Source organism: Duganella sp. Leaf126 (genome assembly GCF_001423125.1).
Taxonomy (GTDB): domain Bacteria; phylum Pseudomonadota; class Gammaproteobacteria; order Burkholderiales; family Burkholderiaceae_D; genus Rugamonas.
Window position 1 is genome coordinate 205,156 of the sequence record NZ_LMNW01000033.1, and the last position, 22,645, is coordinate 227,800.

General features: G+C 65.2%; 23 protein-coding genes and 1 tRNA gene. 10 read left to right on the forward strand and 14 right to left on the reverse strand.

Annotated features, from left to right (window positions below):
* Positions 1-22: 22 nt before the first annotated feature.
* Positions 23-1,903 carry a potassium transporter Kup gene (locus ASF61_RS18915; RefSeq protein WP_056159482.1) on the reverse strand — a complete coding sequence of 627 codons (1,881 nt, stop codon included), beginning with the start codon at positions 1,901-1,903 and terminating at the stop codon, positions 23-25.
* A 259-nt stretch (positions 1,904-2,162) separates the two neighbouring features.
* Between ASF61_RS18915 and rarD the strand changes: the two genes are divergently transcribed.
* Positions 2,163-3,059, forward strand: coding sequence for an EamA family transporter RarD (rarD, locus tag ASF61_RS18920; RefSeq protein ID WP_056159485.1), 897 nt, complete (start codon positions 2,163-2,165; stop codon positions 3,057-3,059).
* 84 nt (positions 3,060-3,143) lie between these two features.
* On the forward strand, positions 3,144-4,811 hold the full coding sequence (gene ettA, locus ASF61_RS18925) for an energy-dependent translational throttle protein EttA (protein ID WP_056159488.1): 1,668 nt from the start codon (positions 3,144-3,146) through the stop codon (positions 4,809-4,811).
* A 70-nt stretch (positions 4,812-4,881) separates the two neighbouring features.
* On the opposite strand, the gene ASF61_RS18930 is transcribed toward ettA, so the two are convergent.
* From ASF61_RS18930 to ASF61_RS18960, 7 genes are all read right to left on the reverse strand, one after another.
* Complete coding sequence (locus ASF61_RS18930) at positions 4,882-5,466, reverse strand: outer membrane beta-barrel protein (RefSeq protein WP_056159491.1); 585 nt, start codon at positions 5,464-5,466, stop codon at positions 4,882-4,884.
* A gap of 215 nt (positions 5,467-5,681) precedes the next feature.
* A complete protein-coding gene (locus ASF61_RS18935; RefSeq protein WP_373994564.1) occupies positions 5,682-6,320 on the reverse strand; it encodes an alpha-ketoglutarate-dependent dioxygenase AlkB in 639 nt (212 codons plus the stop codon).
* Between the two features lie 44 nt (positions 6,321-6,364).
* Positions 6,365-6,727, reverse strand: a complete 363-nt coding sequence (locus ASF61_RS18940; protein WP_056159497.1) for a hypothetical protein — start codon at positions 6,725-6,727, stop codon at positions 6,365-6,367.
* A gap of 174 nt (positions 6,728-6,901) precedes the next feature.
* Positions 6,902-7,726, reverse strand: a complete 825-nt coding sequence (locus ASF61_RS18945; RefSeq protein WP_056159500.1) for a Rossmann-like and DUF2520 domain-containing protein — start codon at positions 7,724-7,726, stop codon at positions 6,902-6,904.
* A gap of 1 nt (position 7,727) precedes the next feature.
* Entirely contained in the window at positions 7,728-8,474 is a 747-nt protein-coding gene (locus ASF61_RS18950) for an MgtC/SapB family protein (protein WP_056159503.1), read from the reverse strand.
* A gap of 7 nt (positions 8,475-8,481) precedes the next feature.
* The gene (locus ASF61_RS18955; RefSeq protein ID WP_056159506.1) at positions 8,482-8,739 is read right to left on the reverse strand and encodes a hypothetical protein; all 258 of its coding nucleotides are present in this window, start codon (positions 8,737-8,739) and stop codon (positions 8,482-8,484) included.
* On the reverse strand, positions 8,736-10,559 hold the full coding sequence (locus ASF61_RS18960; RefSeq protein ID WP_056159704.1) for an aminopeptidase P family protein: 1,824 nt from the start codon (positions 10,557-10,559) through the stop codon (positions 8,736-8,738). Before ASF61_RS18960 ends, ASF61_RS18955 begins: the two co-directional genes overlap by 4 nt.
* A 189-nt stretch (positions 10,560-10,748) precedes the next feature.
* On the opposite strand from ASF61_RS18960, the gene ASF61_RS18965 reads away from it, so the two are divergent.
* On the forward strand, positions 10,749-11,330 hold the full coding sequence (locus ASF61_RS18965) for a hypoxanthine-guanine phosphoribosyltransferase (RefSeq protein WP_056159708.1): 582 nt from the start codon (positions 10,749-10,751) through the stop codon (positions 11,328-11,330).
* Positions 11,331-11,375: 45 nt separating this feature from the next.
* Here the strand turns inward: ASF61_RS18965 and ASF61_RS18970 are convergent, their stop codons facing one another.
* Both ASF61_RS18970 and ASF61_RS18975 read right to left on the reverse strand, forming a co-directional pair.
* Entirely contained in the window at positions 11,376-12,329 is a 954-nt protein-coding gene (locus ASF61_RS18970; protein WP_056159711.1) for a nitronate monooxygenase family protein, read from the reverse strand.
* Between the two features lie 87 nt (positions 12,330-12,416).
* Positions 12,417-12,656 carry a DUF1289 domain-containing protein gene (locus ASF61_RS18975; RefSeq protein ID WP_307156106.1) on the reverse strand — a complete coding sequence of 80 codons (240 nt, stop codon included), beginning with the start codon at positions 12,654-12,656 and terminating at the stop codon, positions 12,417-12,419.
* Positions 12,657-12,734: 78 nt separating this feature from the next.
* Here ASF61_RS18975 and ASF61_RS18980 point away from each other — a divergent pair, with 78 nt between their 5' ends.
* A complete protein-coding gene (locus tag ASF61_RS18980) occupies positions 12,735-13,151 on the forward strand; it encodes a hypothetical protein (protein ID WP_056159509.1) in 417 nt (138 codons plus the stop codon).
* A 9-nt stretch (positions 13,152-13,160) separates the two neighbouring features.
* Positions 13,161-14,525, forward strand: a complete 1,365-nt coding sequence (locus ASF61_RS18985; RefSeq protein ID WP_229205928.1) for a PHB depolymerase family esterase — start codon at positions 13,161-13,163, stop codon at positions 14,523-14,525.
* A gap of 36 nt (positions 14,526-14,561) precedes the next feature.
* Here ASF61_RS18985 and ASF61_RS24470 read toward each other — a convergent pair whose 3' ends face one another.
* The gene (locus ASF61_RS24470; protein ID WP_307156110.1) at positions 14,562-14,900 is read right to left on the reverse strand and encodes a cysteine-rich CWC family protein; all 339 of its coding nucleotides are present in this window, start codon (positions 14,898-14,900) and stop codon (positions 14,562-14,564) included.
* 28 nt (positions 14,901-14,928) lie between these two features.
* On the opposite strand from ASF61_RS24470, the gene argB reads away from it, so the two are divergent.
* On the forward strand, positions 14,929-15,822 hold the full coding sequence (gene argB, locus ASF61_RS18990; protein ID WP_026637672.1) for an acetylglutamate kinase: 894 nt from the start codon (positions 14,929-14,931) through the stop codon (positions 15,820-15,822).
* Positions 15,823-15,891: 69 nt separating this feature from the next.
* Positions 15,892-15,966 (forward strand) — tRNA-Thr (locus tag ASF61_RS18995).
* A gap of 25 nt (positions 15,967-15,991) precedes the next feature.
* On the opposite strand, the gene ASF61_RS19000 is transcribed toward ASF61_RS18995, so the two are convergent.
* The gene (locus ASF61_RS19000; protein WP_056159512.1) at positions 15,992-16,900 is read right to left on the reverse strand and encodes a TraB/GumN family protein; all 909 of its coding nucleotides are present in this window, start codon (positions 16,898-16,900) and stop codon (positions 15,992-15,994) included.
* Positions 16,901-16,963: 63 nt separating this feature from the next.
* Between ASF61_RS19000 and ASF61_RS19005 the strand changes: the two genes are divergently transcribed.
* The 3 genes from ASF61_RS19005 to ASF61_RS19015 are packed head-to-tail and all read left to right on the forward strand — an operon-like array spanning position 16,964 to position 20,703.
* The gene (locus ASF61_RS19005; RefSeq protein WP_082491814.1) at positions 16,964-17,665 is read left to right on the forward strand and encodes a pyrimidine 5'-nucleotidase; all 702 of its coding nucleotides are present in this window, start codon (positions 16,964-16,966) and stop codon (positions 17,663-17,665) included.
* Positions 17,666-17,697: 32 nt separating this feature from the next.
* On the forward strand, positions 17,698-18,273 hold the full coding sequence (slmA, locus tag ASF61_RS19010; RefSeq protein WP_056159519.1) for a nucleoid occlusion factor SlmA: 576 nt from the start codon (positions 17,698-17,700) through the stop codon (positions 18,271-18,273).
* Positions 18,274-18,297: 24 nt separating this feature from the next.
* A complete protein-coding gene (locus ASF61_RS19015; RefSeq protein WP_373994566.1) occupies positions 18,298-20,703 on the forward strand; it encodes a chorismate-binding protein in 2,406 nt (801 codons plus the stop codon).
* Positions 20,704-20,746: 43 nt separating this feature from the next.
* On the opposite strand, the gene ASF61_RS19020 is transcribed toward ASF61_RS19015, so the two are convergent.
* Entirely contained in the window at positions 20,747-21,805 is a 1,059-nt protein-coding gene (locus tag ASF61_RS19020; protein WP_056159522.1) for an AI-2E family transporter, read from the reverse strand.
* Positions 21,806-22,021: 216 nt separating this feature from the next.
* Positions 22,022-22,627 (reverse strand): glutathione peroxidase, encoded by a 606-nt coding sequence (locus tag ASF61_RS19025; protein WP_056159525.1) that lies wholly within the window; start codon positions 22,625-22,627, stop codon positions 22,022-22,024.
* Positions 22,628-22,645: the final 18 nt, after the last annotated feature.

The following is a 22,645-nucleotide window of genomic DNA, read 5'->3' on the forward strand; positions in this document are numbered from 1 at the left end:
TTCGGTTACATTTTTTTGGCGGCTAGATCTCGACCTGGGTACCGAGCTCGATCACGCGGTTGGGCGGGATCTGGTAGTAGTCGGCCGCGCCGCGCGCATTGCGCGACATGGTGACGAACAGGTGCTCGCGCCATGGCGCCATGCCCTTGTCCGGCGCCGAGATCACGGTCTGGCGGGCGATGAAGAACGACGTTTCCATCATCTCGAACGGCAGGCCCAGGCACTCGCACTGCTGCAGCACTTTCGGTACGTCCGGCTCGTCCTTGAAGCCGTAATACACATTGACCTGGTAGCACTGGTGGCCGAGATCGGTCACCTTGACCTGTTCGTCCACCGGCACATACGGCTCCTCGATGATGTGGACGGTGAAGAACACCACCCGCTCGTGCAGCACCTTGTTGTGCGACAGGTTGTGCAGCAACGCGTGCGGCACGCCGTCGCTTTCGCCGCGCAGGAAGATGGCGGTGCCGTACACGCGGGTGGGCGGCGCCACGAACAGCGAGGCCATGAATTCCTCGAGCGGAATCGCGTGCTTCTGCAAGTTCGAGAACACCAGTTCGCGGCCGCGCTTCCAGGTCATCATCACGGTAAACAGCACGATGGCCAGGAGCAGCGGGAACCAGCCGCCGTGCAGCAGCTTGAGCGTGCTGGCCGAGAACAGCAGCACGTCGATGGTGATGAAAAAGCCCGTGGCCATCAGGCACAGCCACAGCGGCAGGTGCCAGCGGTAGCGGATCACGAAGAAGGTCAGCACGGTGGTGGCCAGCATGGTGGCGGTGACGGCGATGCCGTAGGCGCCGGCCAGCTTGTCGGATGACCCGAAACCGATCACCGCCATCAGCACCACCACCAGTTGCAGCCAGTTCACGGCCGGGATGTAGATCTGGCCGATCTCGCTGGCGGACGTGTGGTTGATGCGCATGCGCGGCAGCAGGCCCAGCGCGATGGCCTGCTTGGTCATCGAGAAGGTGCCGGAAATGGTCGCCTGCGAGGCGATCACCGCCGCCGCCGTGGACAGCACCACCAGCGGGTACACGCTCCAGGCGCCGAGCTGGTTGAAGAACGGATTCGAGACCGTGTCCGGGTGCGTGAGCAGCAGCGCGCCCTGCCCCAGGTAATTGAGCGCCAGCGCCGGGAACACGATCAGGAACCAGGCCACGCGGATCGGATGCTTGCCGAAGTGGCCCATGTCGGCATACAGCGCCTCGGCGCCGGTAAACGCCAGCACCACGGCGCCCAGCGCCACGAACGCGATCATGCGGTTTTCCAGCATGAAGTGGAACGCGTGCACGGGGTTCAGTGCATACAGGATTTGCGGCGCGGCCACGATGTTGATCAGGCCCATCACGGCCAGCGCGGTAAACCACAGCAGCATGATGGGGCCGAACCAGCGGCCGATGCCGGCCGTGCCCAGGTGCTGCAGCGCGTACAGCGACACCAGCACGATGATGGTCAGCGGCACGATGTATTGTTCGAGGCCGGGCGCAGCCACTTCCAGGCCTTCGATCGCGCCCAGCACCGAGATGGCCGGCGTGATCACGCTGTCGCCGTAGAACATGGTGGCGCCGATCACGCCCAGCATCAGCAGCGGATAGTGCCAGCGCGGCGCCGCCTTGTTGACCGAGTTCAGCGCCAGCGCCATCAGCGCCATGATGCCGCCCTCGCCGCGGTTGTCGGCGCGCAGCACCAGCGTCACGTACTTGAGCGAGACGATCATCGTCAGGCCCCAGAAAATCAGGGAAATGATGCCCAGCAGGTTGGCCTCGTTGAGCACCAGGCCGTGGTCGGGATCGAAGATGGTCTTGAGGGTGTAGAGGGGACTGGTACCGATGTCGCCGTAGACGATGCCGATGGCGGCCATGGTCAGCGCGGCAACGCTGCTTTTCTTGTGTTGCTCGGTCAAGATTGCACCTGCTGTTGTTTTGGTGCATTGCACAGTAGGACAAGGTCCGACAAAACGCAAGGGGATTTTGGCGTGAGAGAGGGCATCCGGTTCGCTTCCAAAGGGTTCTCAGTCGTTCCAGTTCGTCAATAGCGCCAGTGTACGCCGCCGCGCGCCGCAAGTGCGCCCGTCTCGCCATGGCGACGGCAGATGAGGCCGGCAAGCAACGCCCGGATCGGTCATAATGTCAAACCGACCACGTGTTACGCCGCCCCGCACCATGAATCCAGGAATCCTCTACGCCGCCGCCGCCTTTATCCTGTGGGGCATTTTCCCGCTCTACTTCCACGCCATCCACGAGGTACCGCCGCTGGAAATCCTCGGCCACCGCATGCTGTGGTCGCTGTTATTCCTGGTCATCGTGCTGACCGTGCGCCAGCAATGGAAATGGTTGCCGCAAGTGGTGCGCCAGCCGCGCGTGCTGCTGACCTTTGTGGCCAGCGCCCTGCTGCTGTCGTCCAACTGGTTCGTCTACATCTGGTCGGTCAATAACGGCCACGTGCTCGACGCCAGCCTCGGCTACTTCATCAATCCGCTGATCAATGTGATGCTGGGCATGCTGGTGCTGAAAGAGACCTTGCGCCGGGGACAGTGGATCGCCATCGGCCTGGCCGCGTGCGGCGTGGCCTGGCTGACCTGGTCGGCCGGCGAGCTGCCGTGGATTGCGCTGGTGCTGGGCATCTCGTTCGCCTGCTACGGCCTGCTGCGCAAGACCGCCGCCCTGGCTGCGCTGGAAGGCCTGTCGCTCGAGACCATGCTGCTGTTCCCGCTGGCGCTCGGTTACATCGGCTGGCTGACCGTGCACGGCCAGAATACCTTCATGAACAGCGAGACCGGCGCCACGCGCTGGCTGCTGGCGGCTGCCGGCCCGATCACGGCGGTGCCGCTGCTGCTGTTCGCGGCCGGCGCGCGCAAGATTTCGATGTCGGCGCTGGGCTTGCTGCAATACCTGTCGCCGAGCCTGCAGGCGCTGCTGGGCGTGTGGGTGTTCCACGAAGCGTTCCCGCAGGCGCGGCTGATCGGCTTTGCCATCATCTGGACCGCGCTGGTGCTGTACGTGGCCGAAGGGCTGTGGGTCAGCCGGCGCAACAGCCTCGCCCGGCGCGCGGCATTGTGAGCCGATAGTGGGCGCAGCACGGGTTTTGTCGTATCCTGTCGTCCTTCCCCGGATTTTCACCCAATCATTTCACCGAGACATTGAATGGCCAATTACGTCTATACCATGAACCGCGTGGGCAAAATCGTCCCGCCAAAACGCCAGATCCTCAAGGACATTTCGCTTTCCTTCTTCCCGGGCGCAAAAATCGGCGTGCTGGGCCTGAACGGCTCCGGCAAGTCCACCCTGCTCAAAATTATGGCAGGCATCGATACCGACATCCAGGGCGAAGCGCGCCCGATGCCGGGTCTGAACATCGGCTATCTGCCGCAGGAACCGCAGCTCGATCCGGAAAAAACCGTGCGCCAGGAAGTGGAATCGGGCCTCGGTGAAGTGTTTGACGCGCAAGCCAAGCTCGACGCCGTGTACGCGGCGTATGCCGAGGAAGACGCCGACTTCGACGCCCTCGCTGCCGAGCAGGGCCGCCTGGAAGCGATCATCGCCTCGTCCGATGGCGGCAACCTGAACCTGCAACTGGAAATGGCAGCCGACGCGCTGCGCCTGCCGCCCTGGGACGCCAAGATCGGCGTGCTGTCCGGCGGTGAAAAACGCCGCGTGGCGCTGTGCAAGCTGCTGCTGTCCAAACCGGACATGCTGCTGCTCGACGAACCGACCAACCACCTCGACGCCGAATCGGTCGAGTGGCTCGAGCAGTTCCTGCTGCGCTTCCCCGGCACCGTGGTCGGCATCACCCACGACCGCTACTTCCTCGACAACGCCGCCGAATGGATCCTGGAACTGGACCGTGGCCATGGCATCCCATGGAAGGGCAATTACTCGTCGTGGCTGGACCAGAAGCAGGCGCGCCTGAAGCAGGAAGAAGCGACCGAATCGGCGCGCCAGAAGGCGCTGCAGAAGGAACTCGAATGGTCGCGCCAGAATCCGAAGGCGCGTCAGGCCAAGTCCAAGGCCCGCCTGGCCCGCTTCAACGAGCTGAGCGAACACGAATACCAGAAGCGCAACGAGACCCAGGAAATCTTTATTCCGGTGGCCGAGCGCCTCGGTAACGAAGTGATCGAATTCAAGAATGTCTCGAAAGCGTTCGGCGACCGCCTGCTGATCGACAACCTGTCATTCACGGTACCGCCCGGCGCCATCGTCGGCATCATCGGCCCCAACGGCGCCGGTAAATCGACGCTGTTCAAGATGATCGCCGGTATCGACCAGCCCGACAGCGGCGAAGTCGTGATCGGCCAGACCGCGCGCGTGTCGCTGGTGGACCAGAGCCGCGACGACCTGGGCAACAACAAGACCGTGTTCGAAGACGTGTCCGGCGGCGCCGACATCCTCAGCGTGGGCCGCTTCGAAATGCCGTCGCGCGCCTACCTGGGCCGCTTCAACTTCAAGGGCGGCGACCAGCAGAAGATCGTCGGCAACCTGTCCGGCGGCGAACGCGGCCGTCTGCACCTGGCCAAGACCCTGCTCAAGGGCGGCAACGTGCTGCTGCTCGATGAACCGTCGAACGATCTCGACGTGGAAACCCTGCGCGCGCTGGAAGATGCGCTGCTCGAGTTTGCCGGTTCGGTGATGGTGATCTCGCACGACCGCTGGTTCCTGGACCGCATCGCCACCCACATCCTGGCCTTCGAAGGCAACTCGCAGGTGACCTTCTTCGACGGTAACTACCAGGAATACGAAGCGGACAAGAAAAAGCGCCTCGGTGAAGAAGGCGCCAAGCCCAAGCGGATCCGCTACAAGCCGCTCACCGCATAAGGGAACGCAAAAAAAAAAGCCACCGGATCACCCGGTGGCTTTTTTACTTGGCGCTAGCTGCAGCGCTTGCTTAGAAGGCGTAACGCAGGCCGGCCGTCACGGCACCGCTCTTGCGGCCGGTGTCGATGTCGTTCTTGCCGTAGTTTTCATATTCCAGCGAGACCTTGACGTTGTTGTTCACAGCGTACTCGGCGCCCACCGCAGCGTACAGGGCGGTCTTGTTCTTGTCGCCGTTCACGGCAGCGATGCCGGACGTGTCGACTTCGTTGCTGTTGCGGGCTGCACCGAGCTTGCCGAACAGGGCGATCTGCTGGTTCACCGGCCAGGTGCCTTTACCGGCCAGGTAGTACGAGTGGGCCTTGCTGCGCACGCTGCCATCGGCGCCGCCGGCCGTGTAGTTATAGCCTTTCTTGCCGAAGTCGGTGTAACCGCCTTCCACCGCCCAGGTCTGGTCGATGTTGTAGCCGCCGTAGATCTTGCCGCCAGCCTTGTAGCCGCTGTGGTTTTCGGCGCTGACCGCATTCGGGGCGTTGAATTCGTATTTGCTGCCGACCACGCCGGCGCCGATGTAACCGGTGCCTGCGTCATCGGCATAAGCGGAAGTACCAGCCAGGGCGGCGGCAGAAGCAACAACTGCGAGGATAATTTTTTTCATGATGTCGATCTTTCAGCAAAAGTGGTTTGACTTGCTTGGGACCGCAATTCGGTCGGTGATGAATCGCGATGTGTTCAAGATATCACCGGATGCGGCACCCGTCACGACCGAATTAGTAATAAGTGTAACGAGATGTGAGCCGAACGAACATCTGCCGATGCGTGTTCAAACCAAACTTAAGCGAGACTTAAGGGATCACCGCCCGTCGCGCGCCGTCAGACGATCAGGCGGAAGGTCAGATTGATGCGCGGCCCCAGCGGCGTGCGCTGCTTGTTGATGCCGTGGGTCCAGTGCTGTTGCAGGGCGCCTGCCATCAGCAGCAGGCAGCCGTCGCCCAGCGCCAGTTTGATGGTCCGGGGCACGGTGCGGTGCTTGAGGATGAAGGTACGGGCGGCGCCGAAGCTCACCGACGCGATGGCCGGCTCGGACCCCAGCTCGCGTTCGTCGTCGGCGTGGAAACCCATGCTGTCGCGCTCGTCGCGATAGTAATTGAGCAGGACGCTGTTGTAGCGGTAACCGGTGGCCCGTTCGACCGCCTGCTTGATGTGCAGCTGCAGCGGCGTAAACGGCTGCGGGTCGAAGGTCTTGCCGGAATAGCGGTAGCGCGCTTCGCCATGCCAGGCCGACAGGCGCGGCTGCATGTGCAGCTTGCCCCACACCTGGATCTGTTCGGCGCGCCAGTCGGTCTCCTCGCGCAGGCGGCGAAACACGGCTTCGGGCGACAGATCCAGCGCCAGGCGCTGCTGAAACGCCAGGTAGCCATCCTCGATCGGGATCGGCGTCAGGGCGTCGGCGGCGCGGTCATCAGGGTCGAACAGGTCCATGCCGCCATGATACAGGGAGGTGCGTTGCACAGCGCGCAGCGCTAGCGGGCCGCGCAGCCCGATGTCGAGGTGCTTTATGCGTAGGCTTCGGCCAGGGACATGACGCGCGGGGTGATGGTGATGCCGATACCGGAGAACAATTCGTTGATGGCGGCCATGTTCGCTTCCAGCTCTTCCGCCTTCCAGCCCTGGAACAGATCGGTGCCATCTTTCTGGAAGTGCAGGTCCAGCACCTTGCCGCGGTCCTTGTGGGTATAGCCGCCACTATAGGTATTTTTGAAGCCCAGTTCGGCCAGTTTTTCCAGCACGGCAGTCGGCGGATGGTCGGGATCGGTGGCGATGAACACGCCGAAGGTCTTGCCTGGCGGTTTGGCGGCAACGTCGACATCGTAAATGCCGGGCGCTTTCGTCACGGTGGTGCTTTTCAAAAATAACATGGTCTACCCCTATACAATTGACGCCAGCTCGGCATATTCGTGAACTGCCTAATTTCTTATAAAAAACATTCTGAGAAACAAGCTTATTGCTTATCAAGGCATTTGTCGATCAATCTGGCAGATTCCAGGCGCTTATTTGTCAATTCGTGGCATTTCAACTGCAACAGCCGGGCGTCAGCGCGGCTTTTTTTGCGCCAGTACGGCAGTGGGCGCCACCAGGTCCCGGTACAGCGCGCCGGTGGCCGCATCCCAGGCCGAGACCGCCTGCCGCTGGCGCGCCACGGTGGCCATGTCGCCGCGCGCGACCGGGCCGCTGAGCGCAGCAGCCGGACCGAGCCGGAACACATTGGCCAGCGATTCGGTGGCCAGCGGCTGCGCGATCTGGCGCGCCACGTGTTCGGGCACGCCGGCGGCCTGGTAGGCGCGCAGCGCGGCGTCGAGCACGGTCACCAGGTAATTGCTGGCAAACACGGCCGCTGCGTGATAGACGGTCTTGGCGTCGGGATCGATGGTCACCGGCTGCGCACCGAGCGCCGTCAGGGCCGGGGTCAGCACGGCCAGCGCACCGGCATCGCCCTCCACCCCGCAGAAGGTGCCGGCGAAATGGTCGGCCACGGCTGCCGGGTCGGCAAAGCTGCGGATCGGGTGCACGCTGGCCACCAGCGCGCCGGCCGCGCGCGCGGCCTGCAGGTGGCGCGACGCCAGCGCGCCGCTGCAGTGGCACACGATGCTGCCGGCCAGCGGCACGGCAGCGGCCAGCGCGGCGCAGGCGGCTTCTATCTGGTCGTCGCCGACGGCCAGCAGGTGCACGTCGGCCGGCTGCAGCTGGTCGTAGTGCACGATGGGCTGGCCGGCGCCGATGAAATCGACGGCCTGGCGCGCCGACGCTTCGGAACGGGTCAGCACCTGGCCGATCGTCACACCGCCGTGGCGCGCCAGCAGCCGGCCCAGCACCCGGCCGACATGGCCGGCGCCCACCAGGTTGATCGTGGTCGTCATGTTAATTCCTCGCGTGCGAGAGCTGGTAACTGTGGATGCCGTCGAAGTCCGCCAGCTCGGCCGACAGCACCGACATCGGCGCGCCGCTGCGCTTGCTGAAGGCGATCGCGACGAAGCGCCATTCCTGCATGCCGCCGTCGCTGGCGATCATCAGCGAGCCGCCGGCGATTTCGTAGCCGCGCTGGCGCGCCATGTCGCGCAGCGCCTGTTCCTGCGGCCGGTACCCGGCCTTGAAGCGCATCGTGATCGCGATCGCGTGGCGCGACGGCAGCCACGCTTCCACCCTGGTGAGCAGCACCATGGAGCCGGCGCACAGCACGGCCAGGCCGATCGCGCCGAGGTAAAAGCCCACGCCCACCATCACGCCGATCACCGCCGAGGCCCAGATCGACGCCGCCGTGGTCAGGCCGCTGATATTGAAGCCTTCGCGCATGATCACGCCGGCGCCCAGGAAGCCGATGCCGGTGACGATGCCCTGCACGATGCGGGTGGGATCGGAGTTGATCAGGTATTGCGAAACGTGGCCGCCGAACCAGTGGCCCGGATAGCCGCCGATCACGGTCAGCGCGGCCGAGGCCATGCACACCAGGCCATAGGTGCGCATGCCCGCTGCGCGGCCATGGTACGAGCGCTCGTAGCCGACCACCAGCCCCAGGCCCAGCGCGCCCAGCAAATTGAGCAGGACCACCAGGTTGGTCGCCAGTTCCGATGGCGACCAGTAGGCGCCCAGGAATTCGTTGGCCGGCATACGCGTTTTACGGTGCCTTCTTTTTCAGCTGCTTTTCGAACGCGATATCGAGCTTGCTGACGCGCTTGGGCGCCAGCGGCGCAATGCCGTTGACGAAGGCGACGAAGTCGTCGAGTTCCAGCGGTGGGCACAGCGGCGGTTCGCCGGCGCCGTCGCTGAGGGTGAAGTGGCCGGCACCGGTGCGCGCCATCGAATAGCGCGGGTTGCCGGTGCGGGTTTTCAATCGGTCCAGCGCCGAGGTGGCGCGGGTGGCGCGTCCGCTCATAGGGTCTCCGTACGTTGGTGAAGCCAGGTCAGCGCGGCCCCCGTCACCAGCGGCGACAGGCGTTCGCGCACCATGGCGTGATAGTCGTTGAGCCAGCGCCGCTCGTCGTCGCGCAGCAGCGCAACTGCGAGGCAGCGGGTATCGATCGGGCACAGGGTCAGCGTTTCGAACTGCAGGAAGTCGCCGAAATCGGTCTGCCCGGCGCTGCGGTTGAGCACCAGGTTCTCGAGGCGGATCCCCCATTTTCCGGGCCGGTACAGGCCCGGCTCGATCGAGGTGATCATGCCCGGTTCCATCGCCGTCTGCGGCTCCGGCATGGCCGATGGCGAGATCGATTGCGGTCCCTCGTGCACATTGAGGAAGTAGCCGACGCCATGGCCGGTGCCGTGGCCGTAGTCGATGCCGGCCGCCCACAGCGGCGCCCTGGCGATGGCGTCGAGCATCGGCGCGCGGGTGCCGCGCGGGAAGTGGGCGCTCGACAGCGCGATCAACCCCTTGAGCACCAGCGTGACATCGCGTTTGTGTTCGGCCGAGATGGCGCCCACGGCCACCATGCGCGTGATGTCGGTGGTGCCGCCCAGGTACTGGCCGCCCGAGTCGATCAGCAGCAGGCCGTCGCCCTCGATGACGGCGTGCTGCGCTTCGGTGGCGCGGTAGTGCATGATCGCGCCATTGGCGCGAAAGCCCGCGATGGTGGCAAAGCTCGGGCTGACGAAGCCGGGCCGGCGCGCACGCGCGGCCGTGATCTGGGCGTCGATTGTCAGCTCGGTCAATTCAGCCGCCCCGGGGCGCTCGCGGTCGGCCAGCGTGGCGTCAAGCCAGCTGAAAAACTCGCACAGGGCGGCGCCATCCTGTTCCATCACGGCGCGCACGTGGATGGCGTCGGCCTCGCTCTTGCGCGCCTTGGCCAGCGTGGTGGGATTGGTCGCCTCCACCACCTTGACCTTGGCCGGTAGCGCCTGGCGGGTGCCGTGGGTGACGCGGCGCGGGTCGATCAGCACCGTGGTGTCCGGCCCCAGCGCGGCAAGGGCGGCGGCCAAGCTGTCGTAGCGGGCCACGTCGATGGCTTCCTGCGCCAGCTGCTCGCGCAGCTCAGGCGACATCTTGCCGTCGGCCACGAACAGCGTGGCGCGGGTGGGCGTGACCAGCGCGTGGGCCAGGAACACCGGGTTGAACGGCACATCGGCGCCGCGCAGGTTGAACAGGTAGGCGATGTCGTCGAGCGTGGAGATGACATGGCGGTTGGCGCCCTGCTGCTGCATGGCGGCGCGCACGTCGGCCAGCTTGCCGCTGCGGCTCTTGGACGCGTACGGTGGCAGGTGTTCAAACACGGGGGCGGTCGGCAACCCGGGACGATCGCGCCACACTGCATCGAGCAGGTCGAGGTCGAAGCGCAGCGTGGCTTCCCTGGCAGCGAGCGCCTGCTGCAGCAGGCGTGCAATCGACAGGCCCAGCACCGCGCCATCGACCGCGACCGTCTGGCCCGGCTTGACGTGGGCGGCCAGCCAGTCGATGTACTGGACGCTGGCGCCGGACGTGATCTTCATCAGCTCGATGCCGCTGCCGGCCAGCTGCTGTTCGGCCTGGGTCCAGTAACGGGCATCGGTCCAGATGCCGCAAAACTGGTGGGTGATGATGAAGGTGCCGACCGAACCGGTAAACTGCGACAGCCATGCACGCCCCTGCCAGCGCGGCGGCAGGTATTCCGACAGGTGGGGGTCGGCAGACGGCACCAGCACGGCGTCCACACCATGCTGGCGCATGGCGTCGCGCAAGCGCTGCAGGCGTTTGGCTGGGGGCGGTGAAGTCGTCATAGGCATGGGTCCGTGGCGCAGCAGCAAAGGTCGGCCCTATGATACCGCGAATGGCGCCATGGTCACGAGCGCCACGCTTGCACGATCGCGACGCCGGCCGCGCGCCATCGTTGCCGAAGTTACCTCAGACCAACTTCGTCGCAGGAAAGCGCCAGATGAAGGATAATGTCGAGCTTTGTCGTTACCGAGAAAATCATGCAAGATTTCCACCATAATCGTGCCCGCGCATTGCTGCAAAGCGCCGAGGAGCTGTTCACCAAGCAGGACGTGGATGCGGCGGTGACCGCCATGGCCGACAAGCTCAACGCCCGCTACAACCATCCCGAAGCCGAAGCGTTCCCGCTGGTGCTGGGCGTGATGGGTGGCGCGGTGGTCTTCACCGGCAACTTGCTGCCGCAGCTGACATTCCCGCTCGAATTCGATTACATCCACGTCAGCCGCTATGGCGACGAAGACCGCGGTGGCGAAGTGGTCTGGAAAGTGGTGCCGCGCTCCAACGTTGCCGGCCGCACCGTGATCGTGCTCGACGATATCCTCGATGAAGGCGAGACCCTGGCCCACGTCAAGCAACGCCTGCTGGACATGGGTGCGGCGGAAGTGATCCTGGCCGTGTTCGCGGACAAGGCCATCGGCAAGGCCAAGCCGGTCGCTGCCGACATCGTCGGCTTGACCATCCCCAACCGTTTTGTCGTCGGCTTCGGCATGGATGCGTACGGCTACTGGCGCAACCTGCCGGGCCTGTGGGCGATCCGCCCGGAAGCGCTGCACAAGGATTAATCAGGCTGATGCATTGCCGGTCAGGCCGGCAACACATCAGCAGCGTTACAGCGCCAGGCGGGCGCGGGCGGCGTCGTATTCCTGCTTCAGGCGCGCCACCATCTCGGCCGTGGTGGGGATGTCGTCCATCAGGCCCACGCCCTGGCCGGCGCCCCAGATATCGCGCCAGGCCTTGGCGCTGCCGGAGCCGAAATTCATGCTGGTCTTGTCCGACTGCGGCAGCGCGTCCGGATCGAGGCCGGCGGCGACGATCGACTTTTTCAGATAGTTGCCGTGCACGCCCGTAAACAGGTTGGAATAGATGACGTCGGCTGCAGTCGATTCGATGATGGCGTCGCGGTACGCGTCGCTGACGTTCGATTCCTGCGTGGCCAGCCAGCGCGAGCCGATGTAGGCAAAATCGGCGCCCATGGCCTGGGCGGCCAGGATGGCGTCGCCGGTGGCAATCGAGCCGGACAGGGCAATCGGACCCTGGAAGAATTTGCGCACCTCGCCCACCAGCGCGAACGGCGACAGCGTGCCCGCATGGCCGCCGGCGCCGGCCGCTACCAGGATCAGGCCATCGACACCCGCTTCCAGCGCCTTTTGCGCGTGGCGGATCGAGACGATATCGTGCAGCACGATGCCGCCATAGCTGTGGATGGCATCGAGCATGTCCTTGGGCGGCGCGCGCAGCGACGAAATGATGATCGGTACCCGGTGCTTGACGCACACTTCGACATCGTGGGCCAGGCGGTCGTTCGACTGGTGGACGATCTGGTTGACCGCGATCGGTCCCACTTTTCGGTCGGGGTGGGCAGCCTGGTAGTCGGCCAGTTCCTTCTGAAGGTCGGTCAGCCAGACATCGAGCAGTTCGGCCGGCCGCGCATTGAGCGCCGGGAAGGAGCCGACGATGCCGGCCTTGCATTGCGCCGCCACCAGCGCCGGACCGCTGGCGATGAACATCGGTGAGGCGATGACGGGAAGTGAAAGGTGTTGCAACACTGCAGGCAGGGCCATGGCGAACTCGCGAAGTGGATTGATCGGAATGCTGCGCAAATTATAGATCGAAAAAAGTACGACCGTGCCATAACTAGGGGCCATGCTCTATTTCTGGAAACCGTCCTCATCAAATGAAACCGTCTCCCTGCGGCGACCGATTGCCACCCACACTGCCTGTTTATATGCCTCGTCGGCGGTGGACCAGGCCATGATTTCATCGAGGGTGCGCAGGCAACCCGTGCAGTACTGGCGTTCGGCATCCATCTTGCACAAGCTCACGCACGGTGACGGGACCCGGTTGGAGGGAAACTGGAGAGGGTTAGTTGGCGCACTCATAGCTGCCATTATGCCTGGTATCGACTTGATTAATCGCACAGCACTCCTATACTACCATCCAGGTAGATGGTAACCAGATGGAGACTCATGGCTAAGCAAGAATTAAAACTGAAGACCGCCGACTCGGAAAAAATCACGATCAACCTCGGTCCCATCGACCTGGGCCAGATCGACCTGCTGGTGCAAGAGGGGTTTTATTCGAACCGGACCGACCTGATCCGCACCGCGATCCGCAATCAGTTGAACCAGCACGCCGACGTCGTCAAGCAGACGGTAGCGCGTAAAAGCCTGGTGCTCGGCATGCAGCATTACTCGCGTGCCGACCTCGAAGCCCTGCGTGCCGCCGGCGAACGGCTGCACATCCAGGTACTGGGATTGGCCAGCATTGCCAGCGACGTCACGGTCGACCTGGCGCTGGCAACGATCGACTCGATTTTTGTCCTGGGGTCGCTCCATGCGAGCGCGGTACTGAAAACCGCGCTGGCGCCGCGTATCCACCACTGAAGGAACACCATGAAACTTCCATTCATGTCGCAGATGCGACAGGCTGCACAAAAAATGGTCCGCAAGGGCGCCACGGCGATGCTGCAAAAAGCCGTGGAAAGCACGTTGCAACAGCAGCAGAAGCTGCAGGAACAACGGATGAACACGCCTCGTCCGGCGCCCGGCACGCCGCCGGGCGGCATGCGCGACCTCAACCCCGCGCCCGACTACACGTCCGCCAAAGCGCCGGCGTCGTCGGCAGCCACACCCGCTAATGCCAAGGCCGAGGCCGAAACCATCGCGGCAGCGATGGACGACGCCAGGCCGATATGCAAGACGGCCGCCGAGCCGGCGCCAACGGCGGAACCGGCGCCGGCAGCTGAACAGGCAACGGCAGCGACAGCGCCGAATCCCGCTATCAATCCGGCTGCCTACGCGCAGGACATGCTGGAAAAAATGGGCATCAAGATCGATCTGACCGCCAGTTTCGAGCGCGGCATCGACCTCGGCACCTTGCGCCATCCGGGCACGGCCACCCCGCCGCCGCCGCTGCCCGCGGGCGCGCGCTTCGAGCGCGGCAGTTACGCCAACCACGCCGGCAGCCGCAATTACAAGCTGTTCATCCCGTCCAGCTACCGCGGCCAGCCGATGCCGCTACTGGTGATGCTGCACGGCTGCACCCAGAATCCCGACGATTTCGCCACCGGCACGCAGATGAACCAGGTGGCCGAGGAAGCCGGCTGCCTGGTGGTCTATCCCGAGCAGACGGCCGGCGCCAACCAGTCCAAGTGCTGGAACTGGTTCAACGCCATCGATCAGCAGCGCGGCCAGGGCGAACCGTCGATCATCGCCGGCATCGCCGAACAGATCGGCAACGACTACGCGGTCAATCCGCAGCAGGTGTACGTGGCCGGGCTGTCGGCCGGCGGCGCGATGGCGGTCATCGTCGGCACGCTGTACCCGGAACTGTTTGCAGCGGTCGGCGTCCATTCGGGCCTGCCGTTCGCCTCGGCCACCGACCTGCCGTCGGCGCTGTCGGCCATGAAGCGCGGCGCCAGCAACGCGCCCAGGGCCGGCAACGGTTCGCGGCCGATCATCGTATTCCACGGCGACAGCGACACCACCGTCAACCCGCGCAACGGCGAGCAGGTCATCGCCCAGCAGCTCGACCATCTCGACGCCGACCCGGACGTGCAATCGGGCGCGGTACCGAACGGCTACCGCTACACCCAGACCACGCACACGGGCGCCGACGGCGCACCGCTGGGCGAACACTGGGTGGTGCACGGCGCCGGCCATGCCTGGTCGGGCGGCAGCGAACACGGAAGCTACACCGATTCGCGCGGACCGGACGCCAGCCGCGAGATGCTGAGGTTTTTCCGCACCGTCAGCTAAAGAGCCTCGCAAAGCCGGCTGCGCGGCGCGCTACGGCTAGGGTGTGCGAGGTGCTTTCAAGACCTCGAGATGTCGCTCCAGGCAGGCCGGGCACCAGCAGCCGACCGCGTCGGCCGATGTTGGCACGGGCACGGCCGGCGGCAGATAGGTGCACCAGCACGGCGTGGCCGGACCGGCAGCGGCCGGAGCGGGGTCCGCCATGGCACAGGAAAAAATGGCGCCGCAGCGCGTGCAGGTACTCATGTATGTCTTGATAAGGGTTGCGGGCAGACTGGCCGAGGAACGCTGAAAATACCACCAGATGGCCCTATAATGCGTGCTTGACCGCAGCCGCAGGCTGTAAAATTGCTGCACTTTCTTTACCGGACTCGCCATGACCCAATTTTCTCATCTTAACTTAGGCATGAATGACGATTTGACCGCGGTATCCCCGCAGATCAAGGCGCAGATCCTGGCCGAGGCACTGCCGTACATCCGCAATTACCACGGCAAGACCATCGTCATCAAATACGGCGGCAATGCGATGACCGATGAACGCCTCAAGCACGGCTTCGCGCGCGACGTCATCCTGCTCAAGCTGGTCGGCATGAATCCGGTCGTGGTCCATGGCGGCGGTCCGCAGATCGACAACGCGCTGAAAAAGATCGGCAAGCAGGGCACCTTCGTGCAAGGCATGCGCATCACCGACGAAGAGACCATGGAAGTGGTGGAATGGGTGCTCGGCGGCGAAGTCCAGCAGGACATCGTCATGCTGATCAACCATTACGGCGGCCAGGCCGTGGGCCTGACCGGCAAGGACGGTGGCCTGATCCGCGCCCGCAAGATGGCCATGCCGGACAAGGACAACCCGGGCCAGACGCTGGACATCGGTTTCGTCGGCGAGATCGACGCCATCAACCCGGCCGTGGTCAAGGCGCTGCAGGACGACGCCTTCATCCCCATCATTTCGCCGATCGGTTTCGGCCAGGACGGCCAGGCCTACAACATCAACGCCGACGTCGTCGCCGGCAAGATCGCCGAGATCCTGAAAGCCGAAAAGCTGATCATGATGACCAATATCGCCGGCGTGCAGGACAAGCAGGGCAACCTGGTCACCGACCTGTCGGCGCGCGAGATCGACGAGATGTTTGCCGACGGGACGATCTCGGGCGGCATGCTGCCGAAAATCTCCTCGGCGCTGGACGCGGCCAAGTCGGGCGTCAACACGGTGCACATCATCGACGGTCGCATCGAGCACTCTTTATTGCTCGAAGTGTTGACCGAACAGGCATTTGGCACTATGATCCGGTCTCACTGAAAAAACGGCGACGCACTTCGCGCCGGTTTTGCAGTGCGTCGTTGTCGATTTGGTACACCACACCTGTTTGCCCTTTTAGCTCAGTGGTAGAGCACTCCCTTGGTAAGGGAGAGGCCACGTGTTCAATCCACGTAAAGGGCACCATCCCCCCTGTTGTTCCCTCCCCGCGTCAGTACACCCGTTCGACCTTGAGCCCGCGCTTGCGCAGCAGTTCCGGCACGCTGCCTTTGCCGACCAGGTGCAGCACGCCGATCGCGGCCACGCTGTTGTTATCGCGCGCCATCAGCCGCACCATCGCGTCGGCCAGTGCCGGGTTGCGGCCGTCGAGCAGCACTTTTTGCACGAAGCGTCCCGAAAAACTGTCGTCGGCGGCAGACTTCTGCGCCAGCGCGTCGAGCGCCTTGATGTCCGCGTGGCGCCAGGCGTCGGCGATTTCGCGCGACTGGTCGGCCTGCTCCTTGTCTTCGATGCCGGCAATCGCCTCCTGCAGGAATACCAGCTGGTCGGCTGCCGACAGCTTGCCGAACAAGGACATCTGCGCTTCGGGCGATTCCAGTTCGACCACCTTCTGGCCGCGGTCGTGGGCCTGGCGCGACAGGTAGCTGTCCACCGCCAGGGCCGGATCGTAGCCCTGGGCGGCAAACTCGCTCACCGTCAGCATGCTGGCCAACATCCACGGCCGCATCATGGTCACCGATTCGGGCGCAATCCGGTATTGCTGGAGCAGCCGGTCCAGGCGCGCGCGCCAGTCCGGCGACAGCGAGGCCATCGACGCGCCGCCCGTCAGCGCCAGCCCGTACTTTTGCGTGGCGCGGACCAGCCGTTGCTGGTCGCCGAGCGGGTCGATCTCCAGCGCCAGCACCGGCGCCTGTTTCAGCACGCCGGCCAGGCGCGGCTCGAGCGGATAGAAGTCCTGGGCGCCGACGTGGATGGTGCCGAACAGGTACAGCGTGCGGCCGCCCTGCTCCACCTTGAACAGCGCGCCGCGCGCGGGAATGGTCCCTGCCGGCGCTTGCGCCCAGCCCGGGCCGGCCAGCAGGCAGATCAAACTGGCGAACATCACTATAATCTGGCGCATGGCTGTCTCGGGTCTCTCTTATAAAGTCGTCGCTTGAATACTACTCTTTCCTCGCCGGTATGGTTGTTTGATCTGGACAACACGCTGCACAATGCGTCGCACGCGATCTTCCCGGCCATCGTCGCCAATATGAACCTGTACATGGCCCGCGTGCTCGGCGACGGCGTCACGCCGGCCAGCACCGACGTGGTCGATGCGGCGCGCACCCTGTACTGGCGGCGCTACGGCGCCACCTTGCTCGGCCTGGTCAAGCACCACCAGGTGCAGGCCGCGCATTTTCTGCACGAGACCCACAGCATCGACGACCTCGCTTCGCTGATCCGCGCCGAGCGCGGCCTGCGCCAGCTGCTGCGCCGCCTGCCCGGTCGCAAGATCCTGCTCACCAATGCGCCGCACCGCTACGCCAGCCAGGTGCTGCGCCACCTCGGTCTGCACCGCGCGTTCGGCCACCAGATGGCGGTGGAAGCGATGACGGTCAATCGTCAGCTGCGGCCCAAGCCGTCGAAACTGCTGCTGCGCAAACTGATGCGCATGCAGCGCCTGACGCCGCAGCGCTGCATCCTGGTCGAGGACACGCTGGCCAACCTGCGCAGCGCCCATGCACTGGGCATGCGCACCGCGTGGGTGACCCGGTACCTGACGTCGCGCAGCACGGGCGGCGCCGGTCTGCACCATCGGCCAAAACGGCTGATCCGCCCCGCCTACGTCGATGTCAAAGTAAAATCCGTGCACCAGCTGCCGGCGCGCCTGCACCGGCTGCGCTGACCACCCTGTTTTATTCTTGACCGCGAGATCACATGGCAAGCACCCCGCCCGGCCAGCGCCGCCTGGACATCCTGCAAGCACTGGCGCAGATGCTGGAACAACCGAAGAGCAACCGCATCACCACGGCCGCGCTGGCGCGCAAGCTGGGGTTTTCCGAAGCGGCGCTGTACCGCCACTTTGCCAGCAAGGCGCAGATGTTCGAGGGCCTGATCGAGTTCATCGACTCCTCGGTATTCGGCCTGATCAACCAGATCGCCGAGCGCCACGACGACGGCCTGACGCAGGCACGCGACATCGTCGGCATGCTGCTGCACTTCGCCGGCCAGAACCCGGGCATGACGCGGGTGCTGATCGGCGAAGCGCTGGTCAACGAGGACGAGCGCCTGCAGCTGCGCATGAACCAGTTCTACGACCGCGTGGAACTGGCGCTCAGGCAGGCCTTGCGCATGGCTGCCGCCGAAGGACAGGGCCGCGAGGACGACGTCGCGCCCCGCGCGGCCATGCTGGCCAGTTTCGTCATCGGCCGCTGGCACCGCTACGCCAAGAGCGGCTTCACCAACCACCCGACCCAGGACGCGCCGCTGCAGATCGCGCTGCTGCTCGGCTAACCTTGTATGAACCCGTCGATGTCCATGACCGCCGAATGCTTTGCCCTGCTCGATGACGCCAGCCCGCCGCCCGACGCGCGCCCGGCGGGCGCCAGCGCCGCCGCTCGCGCCCCCCTTGATGCCACCGAAGGCGCCAACTTAGGCGCCATCAATGACGCCACTTCGCGGCTGTACACGGACCACGTGGCCACGCTCTCGTGCAACGCCATCGGCGAGTGGCCGCAGATGCTGGACGCCATGCAGGCCGCGCTGGCGCGCGGCCAATACGCGGTCACGCTGTGCAGCTACGAACTGGGCGTGCAACTGCTTGGGATCGGGGCCACGGCGTGCGCTGCAGCGATGCCACCGGACGTAGCAACGACGCCGACTGACCGTCCGGCCGCAGCCGGCAGCGCAAGCGTCATTGCGACAGGCGCCGCAAGCAGCAACGCAACGAACGGCGTGGCGTTCAACGTCAGCCGCACCGCAGGCGGCAGTGCGGCGGACGACGCGAGCAGCACCGCAATAGACGGTGCGTCAGGCAACGGAGGCAGCAGCGCAAGCGGCAGTACAACTGGCGACGCGAGCAGCATCGCAACAGACGGTGCGTCAGGCAACGGAGGCAGCAGCGCAAGCGGCAGTGCGGCGGGCAACGCGAGCAATACTGCGCTCGCTGACGCTTGCGCAGCGGTGCAGCCGACGCCCGCCAGCGCCCCGGCCCCGCTGGCGCAGGTGCTGCTGTTTCGCCGCTGTGACCGGTTGACGGCTGCCGAGGTCGGAGACTGGCTGGCGGCGCGCGCGTTGCACGGCGCGCGCCCGGCCGGCATCGCCAATGTGCGCCCCAGTATCGACCAGCCGGCGTTCGACGCGGCGCTGGCGCGTATCCACGCCTACATCGAGGCCGGCGACACCTATCAGGTCAACTACACGATGCGCCTGCGCTTCGATGCCTTTGGCGGCATCTGCGCGCTGTACGCACGGCTGCGCGCGCGCCAGCCCGTGCCCTATGGTGCGCTGGTGCAGTTGGCCGACGGCTCGGCCGTGCTGTCGCTGTCGCCCGAGCTGTTCGTGCGCCACGCGCGCGGCGTGCTGACCGCGCGGCCGATGAAAGGCACGGCGCCGGCCACGCGTGAGGCGGCGGACGATGCCGAACGGGCCCGCGCCCTGGCGGCGGACCCGAAAAACCGCGCCGAAAACCTGATGATCGTCGACCTGCTGCGCAATGACATCGCGCGCGTGGCGGTCACCGGCAGCGTGCAGGTACCGGCGCTGTTCGACGTGCAGCGCTACGGCAGCGTGCTGCAAATGACTTCCACCATCACCGCCACCCTGCGCGCCGACGCCACGCTGGCCCAGGTGTTCGAGGCGCTGTATCCATGCGGCTCGATCACCGGCGCGCCCAAGCGGCGCGCCATGGAAATCATCAACGAGCTGGAACCGGACCCGCGCGGCATCTACACGGGCGCGATCGGCTGGTTCGATCCGGCTGCCGGCGGTTCCGGCGGCCCTGATGACACCGGCGGCACCGGCAGCACCATCGGCGACTTCTGCCTGTCGGTACCGATCCGCACCCTGGCCCTGGGTGCGCCCGACGCCGCCACCGGCGTGGCGCGCGGCGAAATGGGCGTCGGCGCGGGCATCGTGTACGACAGCGCCAGCGGCGACGAGTACGACGAGTGCCGCCTCAAGGCGCGCTTCCTGACCGGCCTGATGAACAGCTTCGAGATATTCGAGACCATGCATGTCACGCCCGCAGACGGCGTGCGCCACCGTGCCCGCCACCTGCAGCGCATGGCGACATCGGCCGCCTACTTCGGCTTCGCCTGGGACGCCAAGGCCGCCAACGCCTGCCTGGACGCCGTCTGCACGACGCTGGCCGAGCAGGCGCGCGAGGCAGCGGCCACCGGCCAGGCAGCCGGCACGGCAGGCAGCGCAGCAGCGGACGGTCTGGCAGGCGCGGCGGCCGACCTGCCTGGTGACGATCGACAGCGCGGCCCGGCATTCCGGTTGCGGCTGGCGCTGGCGCAGTCGGGCGCTTTCACGGTCCAGCACGCGCCGCTGGCACCGTTGCAGGCGCCGTTACGGCTGCTGCTGGCAGACGATGTCATGGATGCCGGCGACCTGTTCCTGCGCCACAAGACCAGCATCCGCAGCCGTTATGACGACGCCTGGCGCGATGCCGAAGCGCAGGGCGCCTTCGACACGCTGTTCTTCAACGCGCGCGGCGAGCTGACCGAGGGTGGGCGCAGCAATGTCTTCGTCAAGCTGGACGGCCGCTGGCTCACGCCGGCCCTGCAGTGCGGCGTGCTGCCCGGCGTGATGCGCAGCGTGCTGCTCGACGATCCGGCATGGCAGGCCAGCGAAGCGGTGATCACGCGGGCGATGCTGGCGCGGGCCGAGGCGCTGGTGGTGTGCAATGCGCTGCGGGGGGCGGTGCGTGCCACGTTGTGATTGCTGGGCCGTTTATTGGTCGCGAAACCCGGGGATGAGGCAGCTAGTCGGGATGGAACTCGCTAGCCGTGGCAAACAAGTCCCAGGTCGCGATGAACAGCGCGGCAATCACCGGGCCGATCACGAAGCCGTTCAGTCCGAACAGGGCCATGCCACCGACGGTCGAGAGCAGCACCACGTAGTCGGGCATCTTGGTGTCCTTGCCGACCAGGACCGGGCGCAGGATGTTGTCGACCATGCCGATCACCAGCACGCCGTACACGGTCAGGCCCACGCCTTCCCAGACGTCGCCCGTGGCCAGGAAATAGGCTGCCACCGGCGCCCACACCAGCGCCGCGCCGATGGCCGGCAGCAGCGACAGGAACGCCATCAGCACGCCCCACAGCACCGGCGCGCTCACGTCCAGGTACCAGAACGCGAGACCGCCGAGGAAACCCTGGACGATGGCCATCACCACGTTGCCCTTGACGGTGGCGCGGATCACGGTGGTGAAGTTCTGGAACAGGCGCTGCTTGTATTTGCGGCTCAGCGGCACGGCGTCGCGGATGCGCCGGGACAACTTGTCGCCGTCGCGCAGCAGGAAGTACAGCAGATACATGGCGATACCGAGACTGGTCAGGAAATCCATCGTGTACAGGCTGGCGTTGATCGCGCGCTTGGCCACTTCCTGGCTCACCTGCGCGGCGCCTTCGGTCAGCTTGTCCTGCAGGTTCGCCAGGCTGGTCAGGTGGAAGCGGTCGAGCAGGTTGATCATCCAGTCCGGCAGCACCGCCATGATCTTGGCGAAGAACGAACCGACGGTCACCTGGCCCGACCGCACCATCTCGACCACCGACGCGGCCTGGTTGATGATCGATACGGCAATGAGCGTGAGCGGCAGGATCACCATCACCAGGATCAGCAGCAAGGTCAGAAAAGCTGCCAGGTTGGGCTTGTTGCGCGTGCGTTGCAGCATCCAGCGGTAGACGGGGGCAAAGATAATCGCCAGCACCACGCCCCAGAACACGGCGCCGCCGTACGGCAGCAGTATCCACAGGAAGGCGATGGTGATGATGCCCAGCAGGGCAAGAAAAACTTTTTGTTGGAAGCTAAATGGTTGCATGGTTCATCTCGTGGTGACAGTCACCTCCGATTAAACCACGATTGCCACGATTGTCCAGTGGCAATAACATGCGGGCGCATCGACCTCGTGCGCCGCCGCACACAAACGCAGACACCGGCACGCCGGTTGGTGACGATGGCCGGGAAACCAGAATTCTACAATCGGGTCAAGGCTGGCACACGGCAGGCAGCGGACTGCCGGCCGGGCGCCGCTGCGTCAGGACGCCAGCGCTTTTTCCACGGCGCCGACCAGCTGCTTGTCGTCGGGCGTGACCTTGCTGCCGAAATTCGTAATGACCTTGCCGTCACGGCCGATCAGGTACTTGTGGAAGTTCCAGGCCGGCGCCTTGCCGGTGGCCTTGATCAGGTCGGCGTACAGCGGGTTCGGGTTTTTACCGGACACCACGCTCTTGGCGAACATCGGGAACTTGACGCCATAGGTGTTGTAGCAAAAGTCGGCGATTTCCTTGGCGCTGCCCGGTTCCTGCTGACCGAAGTCGTTCGACGGGAAGCCCAGCACCACCAGGCCCTTGCTGCCGTACTTGGCGTACAGCGCTTCCAGCCCCTCGTACTGCTTGGTGAAGCCGCAGTAGCTGGCCGTATTGACCACCAGGATCACCTTGCCCGCGTACTGGCACAGGTCCTGCGGCGCTTCGTCCTGCAGGCGCTTGAAGGTCTGCTTGAGGATGGCCGGGCAGCTGGCCGGCGCCACGGTGGCGGCATGGCCGGCGGCGGCCGGCGCCGGGGTCTGGGCCAGGGCGCTGGCAGCGGCGGCCAGGGTCAGGGACGAGACGGCGCAGAACTGGGCAAAAATCTTGGGCATGATGGCATAGGCTGGGAT

Coding starts and splice junctions, on each gene's coding strand:
- rarD (WP_056159485.1), top strand. CDS start 2,163: ATGAATCCAGGAATCCTCTACGCCGCCGCCGCCTTTATCCTGTGGGGC.
- ettA (WP_056159488.1), top strand. CDS start 3,144: ATGGCCAATTACGTCTATACCATGAACCGCGTGGGCAAAATCGTCCCG.
- ASF61_RS18930 (WP_056159491.1), bottom strand. CDS start 5,466: ATGAAAAAAATTATCCTCGCAGTTGTTGCTTCTGCCGCCGCCCTGGCT.
- ASF61_RS18940 (WP_056159497.1), bottom strand. CDS start 6,727: ATGTTATTTTTGAAAAGCACCACCGTGACGAAAGCGCCCGGCATTTAC.
- ASF61_RS18945 (WP_056159500.1), bottom strand. CDS start 7,726: ATGACGACCACGATCAACCTGGTGGGCGCCGGCCATGTCGGCCGGGTG.
- ASF61_RS18950 (WP_056159503.1), bottom strand. CDS start 8,474: ATGCCGGCCAACGAATTCCTGGGCGCCTACTGGTCGCCATCGGAACTG.
- ASF61_RS18955 (WP_056159506.1), bottom strand. CDS start 8,739: ATGAGCGGACGCGCCACCCGCGCCACCTCGGCGCTGGACCGATTGAAA.
- ASF61_RS18960 (WP_056159704.1), bottom strand. CDS start 10,559: ATGCCTATGACGACTTCACCGCCCCCAGCCAAACGCCTGCAGCGCTTG.
- ASF61_RS18965 (WP_056159708.1), top strand. CDS start 10,749: ATGCAAGATTTCCACCATAATCGTGCCCGCGCATTGCTGCAAAGCGCC.
- ASF61_RS18970 (WP_056159711.1), bottom strand. CDS start 12,329: ATGGCCCTGCCTGCAGTGTTGCAACACCTTTCACTTCCCGTCATCGCC.
- ASF61_RS18975 (WP_307156106.1), bottom strand. CDS start 12,656: ATGGCAGCTATGAGTGCGCCAACTAACCCTCTCCAGTTTCCCTCCAAC.
- ASF61_RS18980 (WP_056159509.1), top strand. CDS start 12,735: ATGGCTAAGCAAGAATTAAAACTGAAGACCGCCGACTCGGAAAAAATC.
- ASF61_RS18985 (WP_229205928.1), top strand. CDS start 13,161: ATGAAACTTCCATTCATGTCGCAGATGCGACAGGCTGCACAAAAAATG.
- ASF61_RS24470 (WP_307156110.1), bottom strand. CDS start 14,900: ATGGCGAGTCCGGTAAAGAAAGTGCAGCAATTTTACAGCCTGCGGCTG.
- argB (WP_026637672.1), top strand. CDS start 14,929: ATGAATGACGATTTGACCGCGGTATCCCCGCAGATCAAGGCGCAGATC.
- ASF61_RS19000 (WP_056159512.1), bottom strand. CDS start 16,900: ATGCGCCAGATTATAGTGATGTTCGCCAGTTTGATCTGCCTGCTGGCC.
- slmA (WP_056159519.1), top strand. CDS start 17,698: ATGGCAAGCACCCCGCCCGGCCAGCGCCGCCTGGACATCCTGCAAGCA.
- ASF61_RS19015 (WP_373994566.1), top strand. CDS start 18,298: ATGACCGCCGAATGCTTTGCCCTGCTCGATGACGCCAGCCCGCCGCCC.
- ASF61_RS19020 (WP_056159522.1), bottom strand. CDS start 21,805: ATGCAACCATTTAGCTTCCAACAAAAAGTTTTTCTTGCCCTGCTGGGC.
- ASF61_RS19025 (WP_056159525.1), bottom strand. CDS start 22,627: ATGCCCAAGATTTTTGCCCAGTTCTGCGCCGTCTCGTCCCTGACCCTG.